The sequence below is a fragment of the Dyadobacter sp. Leaf189 genome (assembly GCF_001424405.1).
GTDB lineage: Bacteria > Bacteroidota > Bacteroidia > Cytophagales > Spirosomataceae > Dyadobacter.
Genome location: NZ_LMPS01000006.1, coordinates 419,544 through 438,499, shown reverse-complemented (window position 1 = coordinate 438,499; position 18,956 = coordinate 419,544). Strand labels below are relative to the sequence as shown.

The window sequence follows — 18,956 nt, the reverse complement described above, 5'->3', positions numbered from 1 at the left end:
ATAAGAAATATACAAATAACCGGAACCTAAATTATTTATTAAGCGGCTTTGTGTCCATTTGTTATTTCACGATAAACTGGAAGATCTTTCTCAGCGGTTTCAACCACAAAGTGTAAAAATGCGGTTTCAAACCGTTTGTCTTCCAGGCTTTAAGATCATTTCTATTCGCGAGTATTCTGTTTTTGAAAGAACTGTTACTGACACCGCCGCTCCGCATTTTGACGAGTACTTTGGGCAGGTAACCAATTTTGATTTCTGCCTTGTGTACAAATCTGAGCATAAGCTCATAGTCTGCTGCACTCCCCAGGTCGAGCCTGAACTTTCCGTATTTGTCATACATTTCCCTGCGCACAAAGAATGTCGGATGGGGCGGCATCCAGCCATTTAAAAATGAACCTTTCTGGTACAATCCCGACGTCCATCTCCGCTTGACGATCTCGCCGTTTGTAAAATCAACATACTCCAGATCTCCATAGCAAGCGTCGTAGTCTCCTGTTTTAATCAGATTTACAACATCTGAAATCACGGTCGAAACAGCATAGAAATCGTCTGCATTCAAGATACCGATGATATCTCCAGTTGCTAATTGTATGCCTTTGTTCATCGCGTCGTAAATTCCCGCGTCTTTCTCGCTCACGAATTTGCTGACTTTATGTTCAAAGGATCTCACAATATCCTGCGTCCCATCCTTGGAATTACCGTCGACTACAATGTATTCGATATCGGGATAATCCTGGTTGACAATGGATTCAATGCATTGCCGGATGGTTGAAGCTCCGTTATATACGACGGTGAGTATGCTTACTTTCAATGCGTTATAGTTCTTGTTTTAACATACTTTGCCGGATTACCCTGGTAAATTCCGTTTGCTTCCAAATTTGCAGTAGCAACAGAGTTTACTGTTAATACTGCGTGGGAGCCAGCTGTTACGCCTGGACAAACCGTTGCCTTCGCACCGATCCACACTCCTTTCTCAAGCGTAATCGGCTTCACTATGAGGTCAAACTGGCTCTTTGTATAATCGTGATTTCCGGTTAGCAACATGCAACCCTGTGACAGGCAGGCATTTGATTCAATAGTCACCATTGTGAGGTTGTCAATCCACACATTTTCACCGACCCAGGTATTGTCTCCGATCGACAAAAACCAGGGATACTTGATACTCACTTTCGGCTTGATCACAACGCCTTTTCCGATTTTGGCGCCGAATAATTTCAGCAGCCAATTCTTGAATGACGACGGATAAGGCAGGTGTGTGTTCAGGAACAGGCGGCCGGTAAAATACCAAAGGATCTGCTTGACAACATTCCCCGGCTTGTACCAGCTGTTGTCATATTTTGACAGATCGGTTTGGGCTTTTAAGGTCTTTTCCATATTCCGTTCTGAAATGTGTTATAATCTGCTCTTTGTCGCGACCTGCACGGTAGTACACTTCGTATATCTTGGCATCAACCAGGAACCTGTACCAGAATCCCTGTAAAAAGTGCCAGATCAATCCTTTGACGCCATCCAGAAAACCCAGTTTCAGGAAGTACCGGAAACTGAAATAGACGAATGGTCTCGTAAAAAGGGGCATTTTGGCATACTTCACTTTAAGGTAACGCGTGCGCTGCTCCTGGCTTCCCCAAAATTTCGGATCGACAGTTGGTTTGCTGTCAAAATTATATTTAATGTTCAATAAATCAATGACTTCCCGTATTGCATAATTGTTATGCTTTTGGGTCCACCAGGTGAGGTTATTGAGGTTATGATCAACTAAATCGTGATTGAGATTGGCAGTAGTTCCGCTGCTGAGCTTGATGTGCTCGTCCATCCACAACTCCTCGCAGGTACCGGTGCCGCGGCGCCAGAGCCTCAGCAGCCAGATCGGATAGTAACCGCCGCGTTTGATCCATTTATCCATGAAAATGACGCGCCTTTTTACATATAACCCGGAGACGGAATCCGCAACCTGCGAGAGTCCCGCATTAAGTTCGGTGGCAAGTTCCGGTGTGATGTACTCGTCTGCATCCATTCGCATCAGCCAGGCTGTGTTGAACGGATTGTTGGCGATGCCGAAATTGAACTGGAAAGAGTAGGATACCCACGTATTCTGAACCACGGTAGCGCCGAGGCTCTCGGCAATCGCAACCGTATCGTCCGTGGAAAAAGAATCGACAATAAAAATCTTGTCTGTTATCTGATGAAGACTTTTAATGCACCGCCCGATGTGTTTCGATTCATTGTGGGTCAAAATTATGACCGATAAGTCAATCATATCCAGGTATAACGTTTCCGGTTTGGTTTCAGCGGTTACTTAAATGCTCAAAGATAGCTGCTTTTTTTTAACTTTCTTGTATTCTTCCAATAACTGATTGGCAACCACTTTGATGTCAAAATTTTCAGTTACCATCTTATAGGCGCGATTTGCCACGTTATCGGCGTAGCTTTTATCTTGTAATATTTTAAGAATGCCCTCAGCTACTCCATCGGCATTCAGCGGTGTCAGAAACGCTGCATCGTACCTTTTAATGTAGTCGCCAAAGCCAACCCTGTCGGACACTACTGCCGGGATTTTGCAGGTCATTGCTTCAAGTACTGCAATCGAAAATCCTTCCGAGTAGGAGGGAAGAACAAATAGTGACGCGTCCGAAAATGCCTCTTTCTTGTCAGTATCTGTCAGCATGCCAACCAGCTTAATGCGGTCAGATAGCTGATGTTTCTGGATAAATGTTTCACACTCGGCCTGGTAACCATCGTCGGGCCCGGCCAGGATCAGGATCGCGTCCGGTACCTGTTTGAATATTTTATTGAAAGCAGGAAGAAGCAGATCCAGCCCCTTTTTGATATTCAGCCTTCCCATGAAAAGAATGAGCTGCTTATTATCCGGGATCTGATGTTTACGGCGGAAAATACCTTTCGCAGGCAGGTTCTGATAATCCGTGAGCTTCATTCCGTTCGGTACGATCACCATGTTTTTGGGCCGGTAACCCAGGTAACGTACCACATCTTCTTCCTCGTCGGTATTGTTGATCTGGATCAGGTCTGCTTTGCCGAGCAGGCGCTTTTGGTAAAGTGCGGTAACGATCTGCTTTTTCCACTTGCTGTGTGCCACCGCCCATTTGTCGAGCAAGCCGTGAATGGTAATCACCTTTACGGCTTTGTTGGGGATCAGAAAAGGCGCCAGACTGCCGAAATGCCAGATACCGTGCATGTGAACCACGTCGTACTCGTGGATATGCGCTTTCAGGTACTGATACATTTCGAGTGAAAACTCGCGATAGATATTGCTCAATGGCGTCGTTCTCGCACAGGGGATCAGGCGCGCGCCTTCGGGAGCGGGGTACATCTTTTCGCCTGGCGTCATCGGGCTCAGGATATCCACCTGGTGCCCCTGCGCCAGCACTTCCGTAGTGTGGTCGTAAATGATCCGGGCCGGTCCGCCAATTGCCCAGGTATATGCACAAATATTTAAAATCCGCATTCTTTTGGTGAGTGTAAATGGCGTTGCTTCAATCAAGCTTTTGCCAGTATTTTATATGTTTTGACCATTTCTTCGGCTACTTTGCCGGAAGAGAACGGTTTGATCTTTTCGAGTGAAACTGCGCCCATTGCAGCGATTTTTTCAGGATTTTTTACAAAAAATAACATCGCCTGTTCCAGTTCTGTTTGGGCTGTGGGATCGAAAGTAAAGCCGTTTTCTGCATTGCTTACCAGATCCGGCGCACAGCCGCATTTATTGGAAACAATCACGGGCATTCCGCAAACCATCGCCTCATTCACCACCAATCCCCAAGGTTCAGACTTGCTTGGCAAAACCAGCACGTCACTTTGCGCGAGCCAGCGCGGCACCTCGTACCACGGAAACCCGCCTGCGAAAGTAACCTGCGCTTCCACTCCCAGCTTTTTAGTAAGGATTTCCAAAGAACTCCTGGCCGGGCCGTCACCAACCAGCAGCAGTTCCCAGATACTTACCGCATTTCCTGCTTTTTGGATTTCGGCAAAAGCTTGTACCAGCATTTCCAGGTTTTTCTCGGGTGCAAGCCTGCCTACATATACGAATCGCCGGAGTTCGTTCCTGGCGGTATTAGCGTTCTTCAATTCCGTTTTTGCCTGCACATAATTTTCCCTGATTATCTGGTCATCCACCACCGCGGCATTGCGCACGGGAATTTTGCCCGGATTGATACCGAGGTTTTCCAGATAGTCGGCCGAGGTTTTACCAAAACAAAAAAACGCATTGCCTCTGTTAATGATAAAGCTTTTGAATGCCTCTTTCCAGCTGGAACGCGCGTGATCCTGGGCCGATGATTCTGACGAGATCACTACTTTCACGCCTTTCCATTTGGCATAAAACATCAGTTCTACCTGCGCCATGTCGCCCCAGCCTGTCACATTGAGCACATCCGGCTTGAATTCTTTGAAAACCTGAAAGAGCGCAGCCCGGCGCTCGGCTTTCGTGATCTGGTCGAGGCTTTTGTTGAACAGCAGCTGATAAGGATAGTCGTAAGTGACTTTTTCGTCGTTCTGCATCACAGCGCGGCTGGCTTCGTACAGACCGATCTGCGCAACCAGAAACTGGCTTCCGGGCTCCTGTTTTTTGAATACCTTGAAAATGTCGCTGAAAAGCTTCGACTTATAATGTGCCCAAAGCTGGTTATGTACAATAAGAACACGCATTATCTGGGCAGTTTTAAGTATTCCTGAAACAATGGATATAGGTTATCGGCCATAAAAACCTGTCCCTGCGGATTGTAGTGCACCAGATCCATTTTGCGGTACAATCTGGTAGATACCCCAAGCTGCAACTCATTGATCAACCTGACGTTATTCTCTTTTGCAAATGCCATAATTTCTTTCCCCTGATCATTGAAATGCCCCATTTCAACTTCTGAGATTTCGGGATGCAGGTAGATGAAAAATGGGATCTTGTTGGCTTCGGCAATTTCGAGCAGCTGCCGGTAACCCGGGTTGAAATCAGTGCCCGGCTTTCTGATACCCGCCTGGTTAAGGGTTTCCTGCTTCGCCGAATCCAGCTGCACAGTATCTGCTTTCGCAGGGTCGGGCTTGTTTTCAGCTGTGATAACAGGCTTTTCGGGCTCGGTGGTAAGTAAAACGGTATCCAGATAATAGAAGAAGATCCAGCGGTACCGGTCCCAGAGCTCGTACAATGCAACTTTGTATTGCTTGTCCGGCCAGCCCGGATCGATCCCGACCGGACTTTGGTGTGACATGATATCGTGGGCGTCGTGGCTGCTCGTTACAAGGCACATCAGGTTGGCCTTAAAAACTCCGTACTTTTTGAGGTAAGCGGCCACATTATCAGGTCCCCAGGAGCCGGCAGAGATATTGAGTACCCGCACCCGCGTTTTGAAATCTTGTTGAAATCTTTTTTCGAGGATCGTGGAAGCAATGCTGTCCTGATCAGTAAGGCTGCCTCCATTTACAACAGAGTCGCCGATGAGCAGGATGATGATGGAATCGGAAGGAAGTATCTCTTCATTCCGCATGGAAAACCGGTTTGTGCGGATCACCTGTCCAAACCGTTCCACGTCCTGATTTGGCGCATAGATATATTCGAAATCGGGATCAGAAACATAGAGAGGAGAATTACAGAAACCGTATTTTACCCTCAATACAACCTCTGCTATTCCGGCAAGAATGACAATACCGATCAGCAATCCGTACAGGTACTTTAACATCAAGTGAAGTTCTTATCTACGTCGAATGTGGGGCAAATTTAGGATTACTTTTTCCAAAAGCGATTTTTTGCCCTTTTGTTGCGTAAATAACTTACCCGCCGGCGCCGTCTTTTAGTACAGGCTTTGGATGAAAATTTAGTTGGTTCAGGTACTACTTAGTGGCATTAAAGCCGGTTTAAAACGGATAAGCCAAGAATCCAGGTTAATCAGAGCATTTCAATCAGCTCAATGCGGTTTCCAAACGGATCACGGAACGAAAACCGGTTTCTATCCGGGATCTTGCTTTCGTTTTTCAGCTCTATACCGTGTTCCTGCAACACAGCCCGCGCAGCTTCCAGGTCGTTGACTTCAAAGGCGGGATGTCGCTGAGAAGAACCGTCGTGATTCTTTTCAGCCCGTACGTGCAGCTGAATGTCGCCCATTTGAAACCATATCGCCCCGTTTGGCAGCGGGTATCCCAAGTCTTTCAGTTCTTCCAGGCCCAGCACGTTTGTATAAAAATCCCTGGCCTGCTCCTCGGTGCCTTCGGGAATGCAGAGCATAATGTGATCGAGCCTTTTAAATGCAATCTTCATGGTGTGGGGAGTCTCTTGACGATTAATAAATGTGGTTGTGTCTGTAATCGAGCGTTATTTCAGGTCGCAAAGTAACCTTATTTCAGCGGACCTTTGCTCGCCATTTTTCCTTCTTTCCAAACTGCATTGATCTTCCGCGTGTTCCGGATATCCTGAGTCGGGTCGCCGCCAAGGACGATAAGATCCGCCACTTTGCCTGTTTCCAGCGTACCATAATCTTTGTCTATCTGCAATGCACGCGCCGCGTTGCGCGTACCGGCTGTAATTACCTGCATTGGACTCAGTCCCGATTCCACCATCATTTCCATTTCAAGATGCTCTGTAAATCCCTGCGTACGTACAGGAAAAGCGCCGCTGTCGGTACCGAGTGCTACCGTAATGCCCGCATTTGCGATCTTTTGAAGGTTGCGCATTGCTATTTTGTTTGCTTCCATGTTGCGTGCATATTCAGGCGAGTTCCTGATTTTCTCTCCGTAAGCTTTATCGGTGATCATTTCAAACACGCCCGGTTCCAGGGAGTTTTTGAAAAAAGGATCATTAAGCCAGCCCGGAGTGCCTGCGTAGGCAAACTGGTATTCATCGAGCGTTAAAGTGGGGATGTAAATGACATTCTTCTGTTTCATTTTGGTCAAAAGCGGCTGATCAACTTCCTTGTCACGGATGCTATGGGCGATGATGTCAAGACCTGCATCGACCAATGTGCTGGCGTCTTCGGCGTAAAAAAGGTGCGCAGCGACGCGGATGTTCCTTTTGTGGGCTTCGCTGATAATCGCTTTATATATTTCCGGCTTCATTTTCTGCCCGCCACCGTGATCGTCTACCCACATTTTCAGCACGGTTGGTTTCAGGGCTGCCACTTTCTCCACCATGGCAGGTACTTCTTCGGGAGTCGCCGGCCTTTGCAGCAGGTTCATCCACGATCCAGGATTAGGATCGGGTGTATTGAACCCATAACCGGCAGAAAACAACCTGGCACCCGGCAGTTGGCCCGCAACCGTCGAATCCCGCAGCCCATTGAATATCAGCGGCCGGTCGGTTCCCATTACGAGTACCGCGCCTACGCCATAGTCCTGGTACTTTTGTAGTTGGTTCAGAATGTTATCCCTCGTATAATTTTCTGCATTGGATGTTGTCCCTTTCAACGTCCCAATGTGCGCGTGGGCGCAGATGAATGAGGGTACTACGGTTTGTCCGGTCAGCGTAATGGTGGTATCTGCCGCGGCTTTGATGTTCGTGCCGATCATCTTGATCCTTTTTCCCTCAATCAGAATATCCACATTCTTCCTGGGAGCAGCGCCCGTGCCATCGATGAGCGTCACATTTTTCATGAGCTTGGAGCCGCTTTGCGCGAGAGCTGGTACACTTAACAGGACCGGCAATGCCAGTGCCGCGAGCACTATTGTTTTTCTGCAATGCGACAAAAATTGTTGAGCTGTTTGCATGTTGAAATGGTTGTAATAAAGCGGGCAATAACGCATTTAAAGCTTGTCAGATCACTTTTGGCTGGTTCACTGAAATCCAATTTAAAAATACAATCCGGTAAAATGATTCGACAAACACAAAATATTAAAATAGGAAGAAAGAAAAGGTTTTGTCGAAGTAATTCAATCTCACATATAAGTAACCAAAAAACTATATATTGTATGGCTGAAAGTGAGCGACACTCCTTCGCTATCAATTTGGGATGCCATTGAACATGAATAAGATTAAGAAGAAGTTCTTCAGTTTGCTGCAGAGGGATGAACATGTGTTTGACTTTATAGAAGAAGCAGCAATTGACGGAGTTTTGATCTGGGAGCATTCCGATCCGCAAAATGAATGGGCCGATAACAGGCTCCGGAAATTTCTTACCCGTTTTCTGAAACAGGAAAATGAAGATCAGGCAGTTGCCGAGCTGGTTCGAAGTGTACAATTCGATTATTTCCGGGAAAATGCGGGTAAACATTTTTTGCAAAATGATAACGACTACAACAGCGCGATCGTCCTTTTCGGGGCTGAGGGAAATATTTCGCATATACAGGTACGTTCTCTCCCATTTTCCGATCCCGAATCAGATGCCCGCTACATCCTCACCGCTTTTGAAGCAACAGACAGGATCACCGGCGCGCCCGTAAGTGAGGGGCGCCTCTACCATACCTTTCTGAGCAGTCAGACAGTTTACGTGGCAGGAATTGACCTGGCAGGTAACTATATATATGTCAATGATTTTTTCTGCAAATCTTTTCAGCTCGACCGCCGCGACGTGCTCGGCATTTCGTCCATATCGGGCATTGTTCCGGAGGATATTGACAAATGTGTAAGTACCGGCGCGCATTGCCTCACAGTACCCAACGTTCCGCATCCTGTTAAGCTCAGGAAGTTTTGTTCAAATGGCGTGATCAAAACAACTCAATGGGAATTTACGGGAATCACGAATGCAGCCGGCGAAGTGGCAGAGCTTTTCTGTGTGGGCTATGATATTACGCAGCAGGTAAAAGTGGAAGAAGATCTGTCCGTGCTGATATCCAATATGCAGGATGTGCTTTTTACCATCAACAGAAAAGGCGTATTTACATACGTGTCACCCAGCTGGACAGCTACTTACGGATACCCGATTGAAGAAACTGTCGGGCATTCATTTGCCGAGTTTATTCACGCCGACGATTTTGAAGTTTGTTTCAAGGCATTACAGCAAACAATCGAACTGGGTTTGCCGCTGCCGGGGGGAGTAGAGCACAGGATCAGGCACCAGGACGGAACATGGTCATGGAGTAACACCACAGCCAATGTGGACCCTACCAGCCAGGAGATCATTCTCACGAGTCACAATATTACAGAACTGCGCAACTCCCGTGAAAGGTTGAAGGAGCTGGCCATTGTCGCTTCTAACACTACCGATTACATCGTCATCACAGACGGAAAGGGAATTATTACGTGGGTTAACAGGGCCTTCGAAGAGCGCTCGGAATACAGCCGGAAAGAAGCCAAGGGACAAAGGCCGGCTGACCTGATCAAAGGTCCGGAAACGGATCTGGAAACCATTGACCGCATTTACACCCGCAGCAAGGAAAAGCTGGTTGTAGAGGAGGAAATGCTATGCTATTCAAGGTCGGGAGAAAAATACTGGATCGACCTGAAAGTAATTCCGGTATTCAATGAGAATGGGGATTGTACCAATTACATCGCCATTGAAAGGGATATCACCGCGCGAAGGAAGTCCGACGACGAGCTGCGCCGGATCAAGGAAATGCTGGAACAGACCAACCTGGTCGCATTGATCGGCGGCTGGGAGCTTTATCCTAAAACAAATGAACTGTACTGGTCTTCGATGACCAGGCAGCTGCACGAAGTAGACGCCGATTTTGTGCCTGATCTCGCCACCGCTATTTATTTTTATAAAGAAGGTGATAGTAGGAATGCCATTGAGGAAGTGGTAAAGGAAGGCTTGCTCCACGGTACCGGCTGGGATCTGGAACTTCAGATCGTGACGGCGAAGGGTAACGAGGTTTGGATACGCACCATCGGTCAGGCAGAGATGAAGGACGGGATTTGCGTCAGACTTTACGGCGCGTTCCAGGATATTACTACCAAAAAGAAGGCGCAGGTGGAGATCCTGCAGTCGGAAGCGAAATTCAGGAGCTTGTACGATTCTACCAGCGACGCGGTATTGCTTTTCAATAGTCAGGGGTACCTGGATTGTAACGAAGCTGCCCTACGTATGTTCGGGCTGAACTCTGTGGAGACTTTGCGGCAAATGCAGCTGGGTGACTTATCCAGCCGCGAAGATGATGAACAGACTGCCGTGCGGCTGTCGGGAATCCATATAGATTCTGTTTACCGGAAAGGTAGCCACAGCTTTGAATGGGTGTACCGCCGGTTTGGTAATAAAAAGGAAAGCTTTATCGCCGAGGTACTATTAAACCTGATCAATGTGAATGATCAGGACATTATCCAGGCGGTTGTGCGGGATATTACCACCAGGAAGCGGGCTGAAATGGAATTGCTCGAAGCGCGTGAGCATGCGGAGGCAGCCAGCAAGCTGAAATCGGAGTTTCTGGCTAATATGAGCCACGAGATCAGGACACCGCTTAATGGGGTGGTAGGGTTTACCGACCTGCTGATGAAAACCAACCTGGACGAAACGCAGCAACAGTATATGTCCATGGTTTTCCAGTCGGCGAACTCGCTGCTGGACATTATCAACGATATTCTCGACTTTTCAAAAATCGAGGCGGGCAAGCTTGACCTCACGTTTGAAAAAACCGACTTACTGGAAATTTGCGGACAGGTTTCTGACATGGTAACCTATCAGGCGCAGCAGAAGCAACTGGAAATGTTGCTGAACATCCCGCCGGAGGTACCGCATTTCGTCTGGGCCGATCCGCTTCGGCTGCGGCAGATCCTGGTTAACCTGCTCAGCAACGCAGTCAAATTCACGCCCGCCGGCGAGATAGAGTTGAAAATTGAGCTCTTAGATAAGTCAGAACCGGACAATTATACATTCCGCTTTTCGGTCAGGGATACCGGCATTGGTATAGAGCCGCAGAACCAGCGCAGGATTTTCGAAGCATTTTCGCAGGAAGATTCTTCGACAACCAAACGCTTCGGCGGTACCGGCCTGGGACTGACCATTTCCAATCGTCTGCTCGGCCTGATGAAGAGCCACTTACAGCTTGAAAGCATTGTTGACAAAGGCAGTACCTTCTTTTTCGACGTTACTTTCAGCGCAGTGGAAGGTCAGGACCTGTTTGAATGGAAGAATCCCGACGGTGTGAAGAAGATACTGATCGTGGATGACAATGAAAACAATGGGAAAATCCTGCGTGAAATGTTGTCCAACAAAGAGATCGGATCAACGTATGCAAGAAGCGGGCAGGAAGCGCTGGACCTGCTTGCTACCGGCGAAAGTTTTGACGTGATTTTGATGGATTGCAAAATGCCTGATATGGGCGGCATTGAATCGCTGAGAAAAATCAGGGAGTTGCAGGGGCGCGATATGGAGCAGCAACCTGTGTTTCTGTTAAATGATTCTTTTGAGGATGAAATGCTGAATGCACTCCGCGACGAGCTGGGCGTCCAACATTTTTTGTTAAAACCTGTGAAGATCCAGCAGCTTTTTTCAGCCATTTCCAGCCTGGGAGTAAAGCAGCAGAATACTTTGCAGATCGCTGAGCCACCGATCGCGGCGCCGCAAAATAATTCGCAGGTAACGGTACTGATTGCCGAAGACCACCAGATTAACATGTTGCTGGTGAAGTCAATGCTTCTGAAAATTGTTCCTCATGCACATATTGTAGAGGCAACTAACGGGAAAGAGGCGATCCACGCATTTCATAAAAGTAATCCGGATATTGTTTTTATGGACATTCAAATGCCCGAGATGAACGGATATGAAGCCGCCCGTGGCATCCGCAACCTGGAACGGAACAAGCGCGTACCGATCATAGCACTCACGGCGGGCACGGTGGTGGGAGAAAGAGAAAAGTGTATAGATGCAGGAATGGACGATTATTTGACAAAACCGGTATTAAAAGATACATTGGAAGAGGCTATTCTCAAATGGCTGATCAAGACGCAATAGCCTCTGATGCAAAGATCTATAATAGCACTTTATCTCGTTTTCTTCCTTTTCGCAGCCAACTATACCGCAGCTGCGGCTGAGCCGATGCTTTCTGTTTCTGGTGAAAAGCTGCGCATTTCGCAGCTCGAAGAGCTATATGAAAAGGCAGATAACTTCACGACAGGCTCACCCGACTCGCTGCGATATATTGCTGAGTTGATCAAAAAAGAGGGATTGCGGCTGAACAATGCGCGTGCACTCGTACGTGGTACACGCTACCAGGCACAGGCGCTCTGGCGGCTTGGTAACCACAAGGAGGCGATGAAGTTGGCTATTGTTGCGCTGAAAGATGCGGAGAAGGGGAAGCTGACAGGCGAGCTGCCGGATATCTACGCCGTAATCGGGAATTTGCATAAGGAAAAAGCCAATTACAGCATGGCGCTGGCTGCGGTAGACAAAGGTATGGCCATCGCCAGGAAGAACAGGGATACAGCCTCGGTGATCTATATGGCGCGGCTTGAAGCGATGTTTACGCAGGGGCTCGGCGCGGATAAGGAAGATACCGCATTGATACACAAATCCTTGAAGATGCACCTGGAAGGCCTTAAACTGGCTGAATCATCGGCACGGTTTGAGAAACAGCGCATTGGTTACTACAACAATATCGCGCAGGCTTGCGTGAAAAGAGGAGAGCTGGACAGAGCGCGATTTTACGTGACCAAAGGCATTGAACTTGCCAAAAAATACGATCAGCTGCTATCGCTTACCTACTCCTATACCTGGCTTTCACAGGTTTACCTCGGGGAGGGCGACAAACAAAACAGCATTTATTACCTCAAGGAAGCATTGCGCATCACCCGGCAGCTGAAAAATCCTTTCCGGGAAATGGAGGTAAACCGCTACCTCTACCGTACACTGAATGAAATGAACAGTTACAAAGATGCATTGCAGGCTTATACACGCTATATCGAGATCCGCGACTCGCTTCGTGTATTGGAGAACGTGCGGCAGATAGGCGAGATGCAGGAGCAATATGAGGCAGGCAAAAAAGACCAGCAGATCAGCACACTGGCCGAGATTAACAAGGTAAAAACGCGGGAAACAATCTGGGCGCTGGCTGGTTTATCGGTATTCCTGGTATTGTCGGTGTTCATGCTGTTTCAATACCGGACGATATCCAGGACGAACCAGGAGCTTGCAAGTAATAATGCGAAGATCAACGAGCAGGCCGAGAAGCTGAAAATCCTGATGAAAGAGCTGCACCACCGCGTGAAGAATAATCTGCAGACCGTATCCAGCTTACTCAGTATGCAGTCAAGCCGGCTGACCGACGATGATGCGCGGAACAGTATGCGCGCAGGCCAGCAGCGCATTGAAGCCATGTCGCTGATCCACAAGAGCTTGTATGGTCAGGATGCGGTGAATCTTGTAAATATGAAGGAATATATGAGTAACCTGATCGACAGTGTCATGCAAAGCTTTGGTGTGGAGCCTGGCGACCTGGATCTGCGGCTGAATGTTTCCGTGATGGAAATCGATATCGATGTTGCGATGCCTACCGGGTTGATTGTCAATGAGTGGGTAACCAATTATTTCAAGTACGCCTATAATTCCACAACTGATCCGCGATTATCTGTTATATTGGAAGCCAGGCTGGAAGAAGGAAGGTCGCTGCTGCTCCGGATCATTGACAATGGACCGGGTATGAGCCTTGACAAGTGGAAAAGACCTTCCGGCTCATTCGGAATGAAGCTGGTGCAGGTCCTGGCTAAACAGCTGGACGCGAAATGCAGCGTGGAAGTTTCCGGAGGTACGACATTTATAATGGAAATTCCCGCCGTCTCGATTGCGGGAAACAGGTAAAAGCTGCCTGAGAAAAAGTTGCGCTATGAAAAAAACAATTAAAATTCTGGTCGTCGAGGATGAGGGTATCCAGGCAATGGGACTCGAAGAAACACTTGATCAGGCTGGATACGAAGTAGTTGGCATTGCCGACAACAGTGAAGAAGTACTCGGCTTTGTGAATAGTGAAGAAGTGGACGTGATCATCATGGACATTCACATCAAAGGGGAAGTTGACGGCATCGATACCGCATTGCGTGTCCGGGAGATCAAAGCGGGCATTCCTATCATTTATCTGACTGCGTACATGGACCAGGAAACAGTACGGCGTGCATCCGAAACACACCCCGCCGGCTACATTACCAAGCCTTACCGCCAGGCGCAGCTGCTCAGCAGTATCGAAGCCGCTGTTCAGCAGATATCATAAAAGGGATCCCCGCTAACGGGAATCCCTCCTGATCTTATTGGAGAAAACCTCCTTTTAACCATTTACAACCTGTCCTCCATTGGGGTGCAACACTTGTCCGCTCATATAGGAAGCGTCGTCGCTTGCCAGGAACACGTAGCAGGTGGCTACTTCGCTCGGCTGACCGGGGCGTTTCATCGGTGTGTCTTTTCCAAATTTCTCAACCCGCTCTGAATCAAATGTAGCAGGAATCAATGGTGTCCAGATCGGCCCGGGCGCTACTGCGTTCACGCGGATTCCTTTTTCTGACAAGCTGCCCGCGAGCGACCGGGTATATCCCACAATCGCGCCTTTTGTTGAAGAATAATCAAGCAGGCTCGGGCTGCCATGGTAGGCTGTTACCGAAGTGGTGTTTATAATGCAATCTCCCTCACTCAGGTGTTCAAGCGCCGCCTGCGTGAAATAGAAGAACGAGAAGATATTGGTAGAAAACGTATCTGAGAGCTGCTGGGCAGTAATTTCCCGGATATCGTCTTTGGGATGCTGTTCAGCAGCATTGTTGACGAGGATATTCAATTTTCCAAACTCGCGTACGGTCTGGCTTACTGCATCTTTACAAAAAGCTTCGTCACGAATATCCCCCCGGATCAGCAGACAGGCTTTTCCCTCTGCTTCAACGAGTGACTTGGTCTCGGTGGCGTCCTGGGTTTCATCCAGGTATACAATGGCCACATCAGCACCTTCTCTCGCGAAATGCACGGCCACAGCGCGACCGATCCCACTGTCACCACCCGTAATCAGGGCTGTTTTTCCCTGCAGCTTGCCGCTTCCGCGGTAATTTTCACGAATAATAACCGGTGCCGGGTCCATTTCCTGTTCAATGCCGGGCTGCTTGCTTTGTGTCTGGCCCTTGGTATCGATGTCGTAATTCATGATAAGGTTTTTTATGTTGATAAATGCGAAAGCCACATTTGCCAAAAACGATATGCCAAGTCCGGTAACCAGCGTAAACTGCATTGACCTGGATCAACGTCAGGCAGATATTCCTGTAATGAGTAAAGAATTTCACAGTTTCAGCCCGGTATGCTCCTGCTGTAAGTGCATTTGTAAATACCAATTCATGCCCCAAAACATCCCGGCACAATTATATTGAGCGAGGGGCAAAAGATTCTAAATGGACACATTATGGCTACGAAGAAGGTAGTAATCATAGGCGGAGGCTTCGCAGGCATCAATCTGGCGCAGAAGCTGGCCAAAGACAAAGAGTTCGATATTACATTGGTGGACAAGAATAACTACAATTTCTTCCCGCCGCTGCTGTATCAGGTAGCAACCGGATTTCTGGAAGCTTCCAATATCAGCTATCCTTTCCGGAAATTTTTTCAGGAAAAGCCCAATCTACGGTTTAGCCTGGGTGCATTCAAGGAAGTATTTCCTGCCGAAAACCGCGTGCTCACCGATACCGGAGATTTGTACTACGACTATCTGGTGTTCGCCACGGGTACCGAAACCAACTACTTCGGAATGGAGAATGTGAAAAAGAACGCGGTACCGATGAAAACCGTCAAGGATGCATTGGCGCTACGGAACCACGTACTTGAAAATAAAGAAAGGGCCACGAAGATCACCGATCCGGTAGAGCGGCGAAAAGTATTGTCCATTGTAGTGGCCGGCGCCGGCCCGACAGGCGTGGAGATATCGGGTATGCTGGCCGAAATGCACAAAGGCATTTTCAAGAAAGATTATCCCGAGCTGAACCGCGATGAGGTGGAGATATACCTGGTCGATGCATTGCCGGTCGTGCTCAATCCGATGAGCAAAAAAGCGCAGGAAGAAACTTTGGAAGAGCTGCGCGGTCTGGGCATCAAGGTACTGCTGGACCATGCCGTTAAAGATTACGACAATGGCGTAGTGACTTTCGCGAATGGAAAAACGATCGAGACCGAAACGCTGATCTGGACTTCGGGCGTAGTCGGCGTGGAGCTGCCGGGCTTGCCGAAGGAAGTATTCGGGCGTGGCCGGCGTGTGCTTGTTGACCGGAATAATAAGGTAAAAGGATACAGCAACATGTTCGCGCTCGGCGATATCTGTTTAATGGAAGGCGATCCTGAGTTTCCGAACGGTCATCCTCAGCTGGCGCAGGTTGCTATTCAGCAGGGGCGGAACCTTGCCAAAAACCTGCGGTTAATGCAGGAAGGAAAGCCGCTGATCGACTTTTCATATAAGGATAAAGGATCAATGGCCATTATCGGGGTCAACAAGGCTGTGGCCGATTTACCTGGCTTGCATTTCAAAGGTTTTATAGCTTACTTTCTATGGCTGGTCGTGCATTTGTTTTCGCTTATCCGCTACCGTAACCAGGTGAAGACGCTTTACAACTGGATAGTTGCATTTTTCACGCGGGATCAGTCATTGCGCTTTATACTTGATTCTAAGCCAGATAAGTAGACTTCCGAACTTCTGAATAAAATTTGACAGTGTTATATTTCTCGACCAACCCCTATGCTGCAAAGTATTACCGACCATTCAGAGCATCCCTTTGAATGGCTGGATGTGACAGACCCTGATCAGGAAGAGCTTGCCAGTCTTACCAGTAAGTACGCATTGCACGAGTCGTCGATCAAAGACTGGCTGCAAGCTGATCACCTTCCGAAATATGAGCACGTAGGAAGCTATGCATTCATCATTTTCAGGATACACGCCGAAAAGACGGCAGTTGAGGCAGATACTGTGCCTGAGCTGACCGACAAAGTGGCGATTTTCATGTTTGAAGACAGGGTAATTACACTACACAAGCACGAATGGTCAGGCCCTCAGCAGATTAAAGAGAACCGGATCAGCCAGCATGGTTGCGAGAACACTCACCAGTTGGTTAACGAGATCGTTAAAGTTTGTTTAAGTAGCTATGAAGATCCTTCGGCCCGGCTCACGCGTGACATTGAGTATTATGAGGAAAATATGTTCCTGAAAACGCGCAAAGCTTCGCTGTTGAAGGGACTTTATTACCTGAGAAGAAAAGTGGAAGTTACCAGGCGCGTGATCATGCTTTCTCACGATATCATCGACCGGATAGATTCTCCCGAACAATCCAATACCTACACCCGGGATACCCGCGATCTTTACGTAAAGCTTCACAGCATTTACGATACGCTTTTTGAAAATATGAACCAGCTGGTGATGATTTATTTCTCCATTTCATCACAGCGGACCAATGACATTGTGCGGGTACTTACCGTGTTTTCGGTGTTTTTTATGCCACTTACCTTCATCGTCGGCATTTACGGAATGAACTTTAAGTTTATGCCCGAACTGGACTGGAAGTACGGATATCCTGCGGTGATGATCTTTATGGCTGTGATTACAGGCGGCATTTATGTCTGGTTCAAAAAAAGAGGCTGGCTTTAAACCGGCATTCCCCTGCTTTATCGTGTTGTTTTTAGAAGTATGAAAAAAATCGCTTTGGGAGGCTTTGTAGCGGCATTCCTGTTTATGTTGACCGGCGTTTTTGTTAAAGTAAATGCATCTGCATTTGCTGTTCCAAAGGCGCCTGCCAATCTGATTGCAACTCCCACATCAGTAAGTCAGATTACACTCAGCTGGACGGATACTTCAACAGACGAAGTCACGTTCGAACTTGAAAGTGCTGGTGACGGCATCAAATACACCAAAATTGCTGACCTGAAATCTAACACCGTAAGCTACATTCACGATACGCTTAAAGCCTCAACCAAATACTGGTACCGCATTCGGGCAAAGAATGTGAGCGGATATTCGGCTTACTCCAATGTTGCCAGTGCCACCACCTTGACACCGGTTATCACCATCCCAAAAGCACCTTCCGCGCTCGTCGCTACGCCGGTTTCTGCAAGCCAGATTCACCTCGGGTGGACAGATAATGCAAATGACGAAACCGCCTTTGAAGTGGAAAGTTCTGTGGACGGAGTCAGGTTTGAGAAGATTGCGGAAGTCGCTGCGAATATGGTAATCTATCAGCATACCGGCTTAAAACCGGCCACAAAATACTGGTACCGCGTACTTGCGAAGAATAGTGCGGGTAAGTCTGCATACACGAGTATTGTTTCAGCTATCACATTCCAGGTTGCCCCGGCAGCACCGGATAGTTTGGCAGGTATTGTAGTTTCGCAGACCCAGATCAACCTGAGCTGGGTGGATCTTTCCGGAAATGAGACGGGCTTTCAGGTGGAACGATCCACGAATGGGACTGCGTTTACCAAAGTCGCTGACCTCCCGGCGAATGCGACTTCTTACCAAAATACCGGACTGACTGCCGGCACGCTTTACTATTACCGCGTTCGCGCGGTGAATGCAATCGGGGCGTCGCCTTACAGCAGCGTGGTTTCATTGCGGACGCTTAATATCCCCGTACCGGACCGTCCGGCCGACTTCTCGGCTGTCCCGCTCGCTCCGCAGATCGTGCAGCTCAGGTGGGCTCCTGTTACAGGCAATGCAGTTTCGGTATCAATAGAAAAGGCCAAAGCGGCGGATGAAAACTATGTGATACTGGCGACGGTACCGGCCACAGTTTTACAGTTTCAGGATACTGCCAAGCTCGAAAAGGTAGATTATTTCTATCGGATCAAGGCAGTGAATGCAGGCGGCAGCTCACCTTACAGCCTGATCGCGATCGTGCGCGCCGGTTCCATTATCACAGGAATGGAAGATCCTCAAGCCAGAAACAGCATTTATACCATCGGTCGCACTTTGTTCGTGAACCCCAGGCTGGCAGGAAAATACACGATCTCTATCTACCATATTTCAGGCAAAAAGCAGAAAGCGCTGACCGCGACCAGGCCGGCGGAAATCAACCTGCAAGGTTTAGCTGCGGGCATTTACATCGTGGCGATTGAAGCAGGTAAAGAAGTAATCTCGAAGCGGATCGCACTTTATTAACA

The 18,956-nt window shown here is 48.2% G+C and carries 15 protein-coding genes; 6 read left to right on the top strand and 9 right to left on the bottom strand.

Annotated features, from left to right (window positions below; all coding sequences use genetic code 11):
* Positions 1-61 precede the first annotated feature (61 nt).
* The 8 genes from ASG33_RS20385 to ASG33_RS20350 all read right to left on the bottom strand — a co-directional run bounded on the left by ASG33_RS20385 (position 62) and on the right by ASG33_RS20350 (position 7,698).
* Positions 62-811 carry a glycosyltransferase family 2 protein gene (locus ASG33_RS20385; protein WP_056289765.1) on the bottom strand — a complete coding sequence of 250 codons (750 nt, stop codon included), beginning with the start codon at positions 809-811 and terminating at the stop codon, positions 62-64.
* On the bottom strand, positions 808-1,374 hold the full coding sequence (locus tag ASG33_RS20380; protein ID WP_056289762.1) for a putative colanic acid biosynthesis acetyltransferase: 567 nt from the start codon (positions 1,372-1,374) through the stop codon (positions 808-810). Before ASG33_RS20380 ends, ASG33_RS20385 begins: the two co-directional genes overlap by 4 nt.
* The gene (locus ASG33_RS20375) at positions 1,331-2,257 is read right to left on the bottom strand and encodes a glycosyltransferase family 2 protein (RefSeq protein ID WP_056289760.1); all 927 of its coding nucleotides are present in this window, start codon (positions 2,255-2,257) and stop codon (positions 1,331-1,333) included. Before ASG33_RS20375 ends, ASG33_RS20380 begins: the two co-directional genes overlap by 44 nt.
* Positions 2,258-2,296: 39 nt before the next feature.
* Positions 2,297-3,463, bottom strand: coding sequence for a glycosyltransferase (locus ASG33_RS20370; RefSeq protein WP_056289757.1), 1,167 nt, complete (start codon positions 3,461-3,463; stop codon positions 2,297-2,299).
* 32 nt (positions 3,464-3,495) lie between these two features.
* Positions 3,496-4,659, bottom strand: a complete 1,164-nt coding sequence (locus ASG33_RS20365; protein WP_056289754.1) for a glycosyltransferase — start codon at positions 4,657-4,659, stop codon at positions 3,496-3,498.
* Positions 4,659-5,681 (bottom strand): hypothetical protein, encoded by a 1,023-nt coding sequence (locus tag ASG33_RS20360; protein WP_056289750.1) that lies wholly within the window; start codon positions 5,679-5,681, stop codon positions 4,659-4,661. Before ASG33_RS20360 ends, ASG33_RS20365 begins: the two co-directional genes overlap by 1 nt.
* Before the next feature lie 206 nt (positions 5,682-5,887).
* On the bottom strand, positions 5,888-6,256 hold the full coding sequence (locus tag ASG33_RS20355) for a VOC family protein (RefSeq protein ID WP_056289747.1): 369 nt from the start codon (positions 6,254-6,256) through the stop codon (positions 5,888-5,890).
* Positions 6,257-6,333: 77 nt separating this feature from the next.
* Complete coding sequence (locus tag ASG33_RS20350; protein WP_082489340.1) at positions 6,334-7,698, bottom strand: amidohydrolase family protein; 1,365 nt, start codon at positions 7,696-7,698, stop codon at positions 6,334-6,336.
* A gap of 254 nt (positions 7,699-7,952) precedes the next feature.
* On the opposite strand from ASG33_RS20350, the gene ASG33_RS20345 reads away from it, so the two are divergent.
* The 3 genes from ASG33_RS20345 to ASG33_RS20335 are packed head-to-tail and all read left to right on the top strand — an operon-like array spanning position 7,953 to position 14,064.
* Positions 7,953-11,816 (top strand): PAS domain S-box protein, encoded by a 3,864-nt coding sequence (locus ASG33_RS20345; protein WP_056289745.1) that lies wholly within the window; start codon positions 7,953-7,955, stop codon positions 11,814-11,816.
* A 6-nt stretch (positions 11,817-11,822) separates the two neighbouring features.
* The gene (locus tag ASG33_RS20340) at positions 11,823-13,658 is read left to right on the top strand and encodes a sensor histidine kinase (protein ID WP_056289741.1); all 1,836 of its coding nucleotides are present in this window, start codon (positions 11,823-11,825) and stop codon (positions 13,656-13,658) included.
* Between the two features lie 25 nt (positions 13,659-13,683).
* Positions 13,684-14,064 (top strand): response regulator, encoded by a 381-nt coding sequence (locus ASG33_RS20335; protein WP_056290564.1) that lies wholly within the window; start codon positions 13,684-13,686, stop codon positions 14,062-14,064.
* Positions 14,065-14,118: 54 nt separating this feature from the next.
* Here ASG33_RS20335 and ASG33_RS20330 read toward each other — a convergent pair whose 3' ends face one another.
* Entirely contained in the window at positions 14,119-14,976 is an 858-nt protein-coding gene (locus ASG33_RS20330; RefSeq protein ID WP_056290561.1) for an SDR family oxidoreductase, read from the bottom strand.
* Positions 14,977-15,228: 252 nt separating this feature from the next.
* Between ASG33_RS20330 and ASG33_RS20325 the strand changes: the two genes are divergently transcribed.
* Genes ASG33_RS20325 through ASG33_RS20315 form a run of 3 tightly spaced genes read left to right on the top strand, consistent with a single transcriptional unit; the run spans position 15,229 to position 18,954 of the window.
* Positions 15,229-16,491: an NAD(P)/FAD-dependent oxidoreductase gene (locus tag ASG33_RS20325; protein WP_056289739.1), complete on the top strand. Its 1,263-nt coding sequence runs from the start codon at positions 15,229-15,231 to the stop codon at positions 16,489-16,491.
* Positions 16,492-16,545: 54 nt separating this feature from the next.
* The gene (locus tag ASG33_RS20320) at positions 16,546-17,448 is read left to right on the top strand and encodes a CorA family divalent cation transporter (RefSeq protein ID WP_056289737.1); all 903 of its coding nucleotides are present in this window, start codon (positions 16,546-16,548) and stop codon (positions 17,446-17,448) included.
* Positions 17,449-17,487: 39 nt separating this feature from the next.
* Positions 17,488-18,954, top strand: coding sequence for a fibronectin type III domain-containing protein (locus tag ASG33_RS20315; RefSeq protein ID WP_056289734.1), 1,467 nt, complete (start codon positions 17,488-17,490; stop codon positions 18,952-18,954).
* The last annotated feature ends 2 nt before the right edge of the window (positions 18,955-18,956 follow it).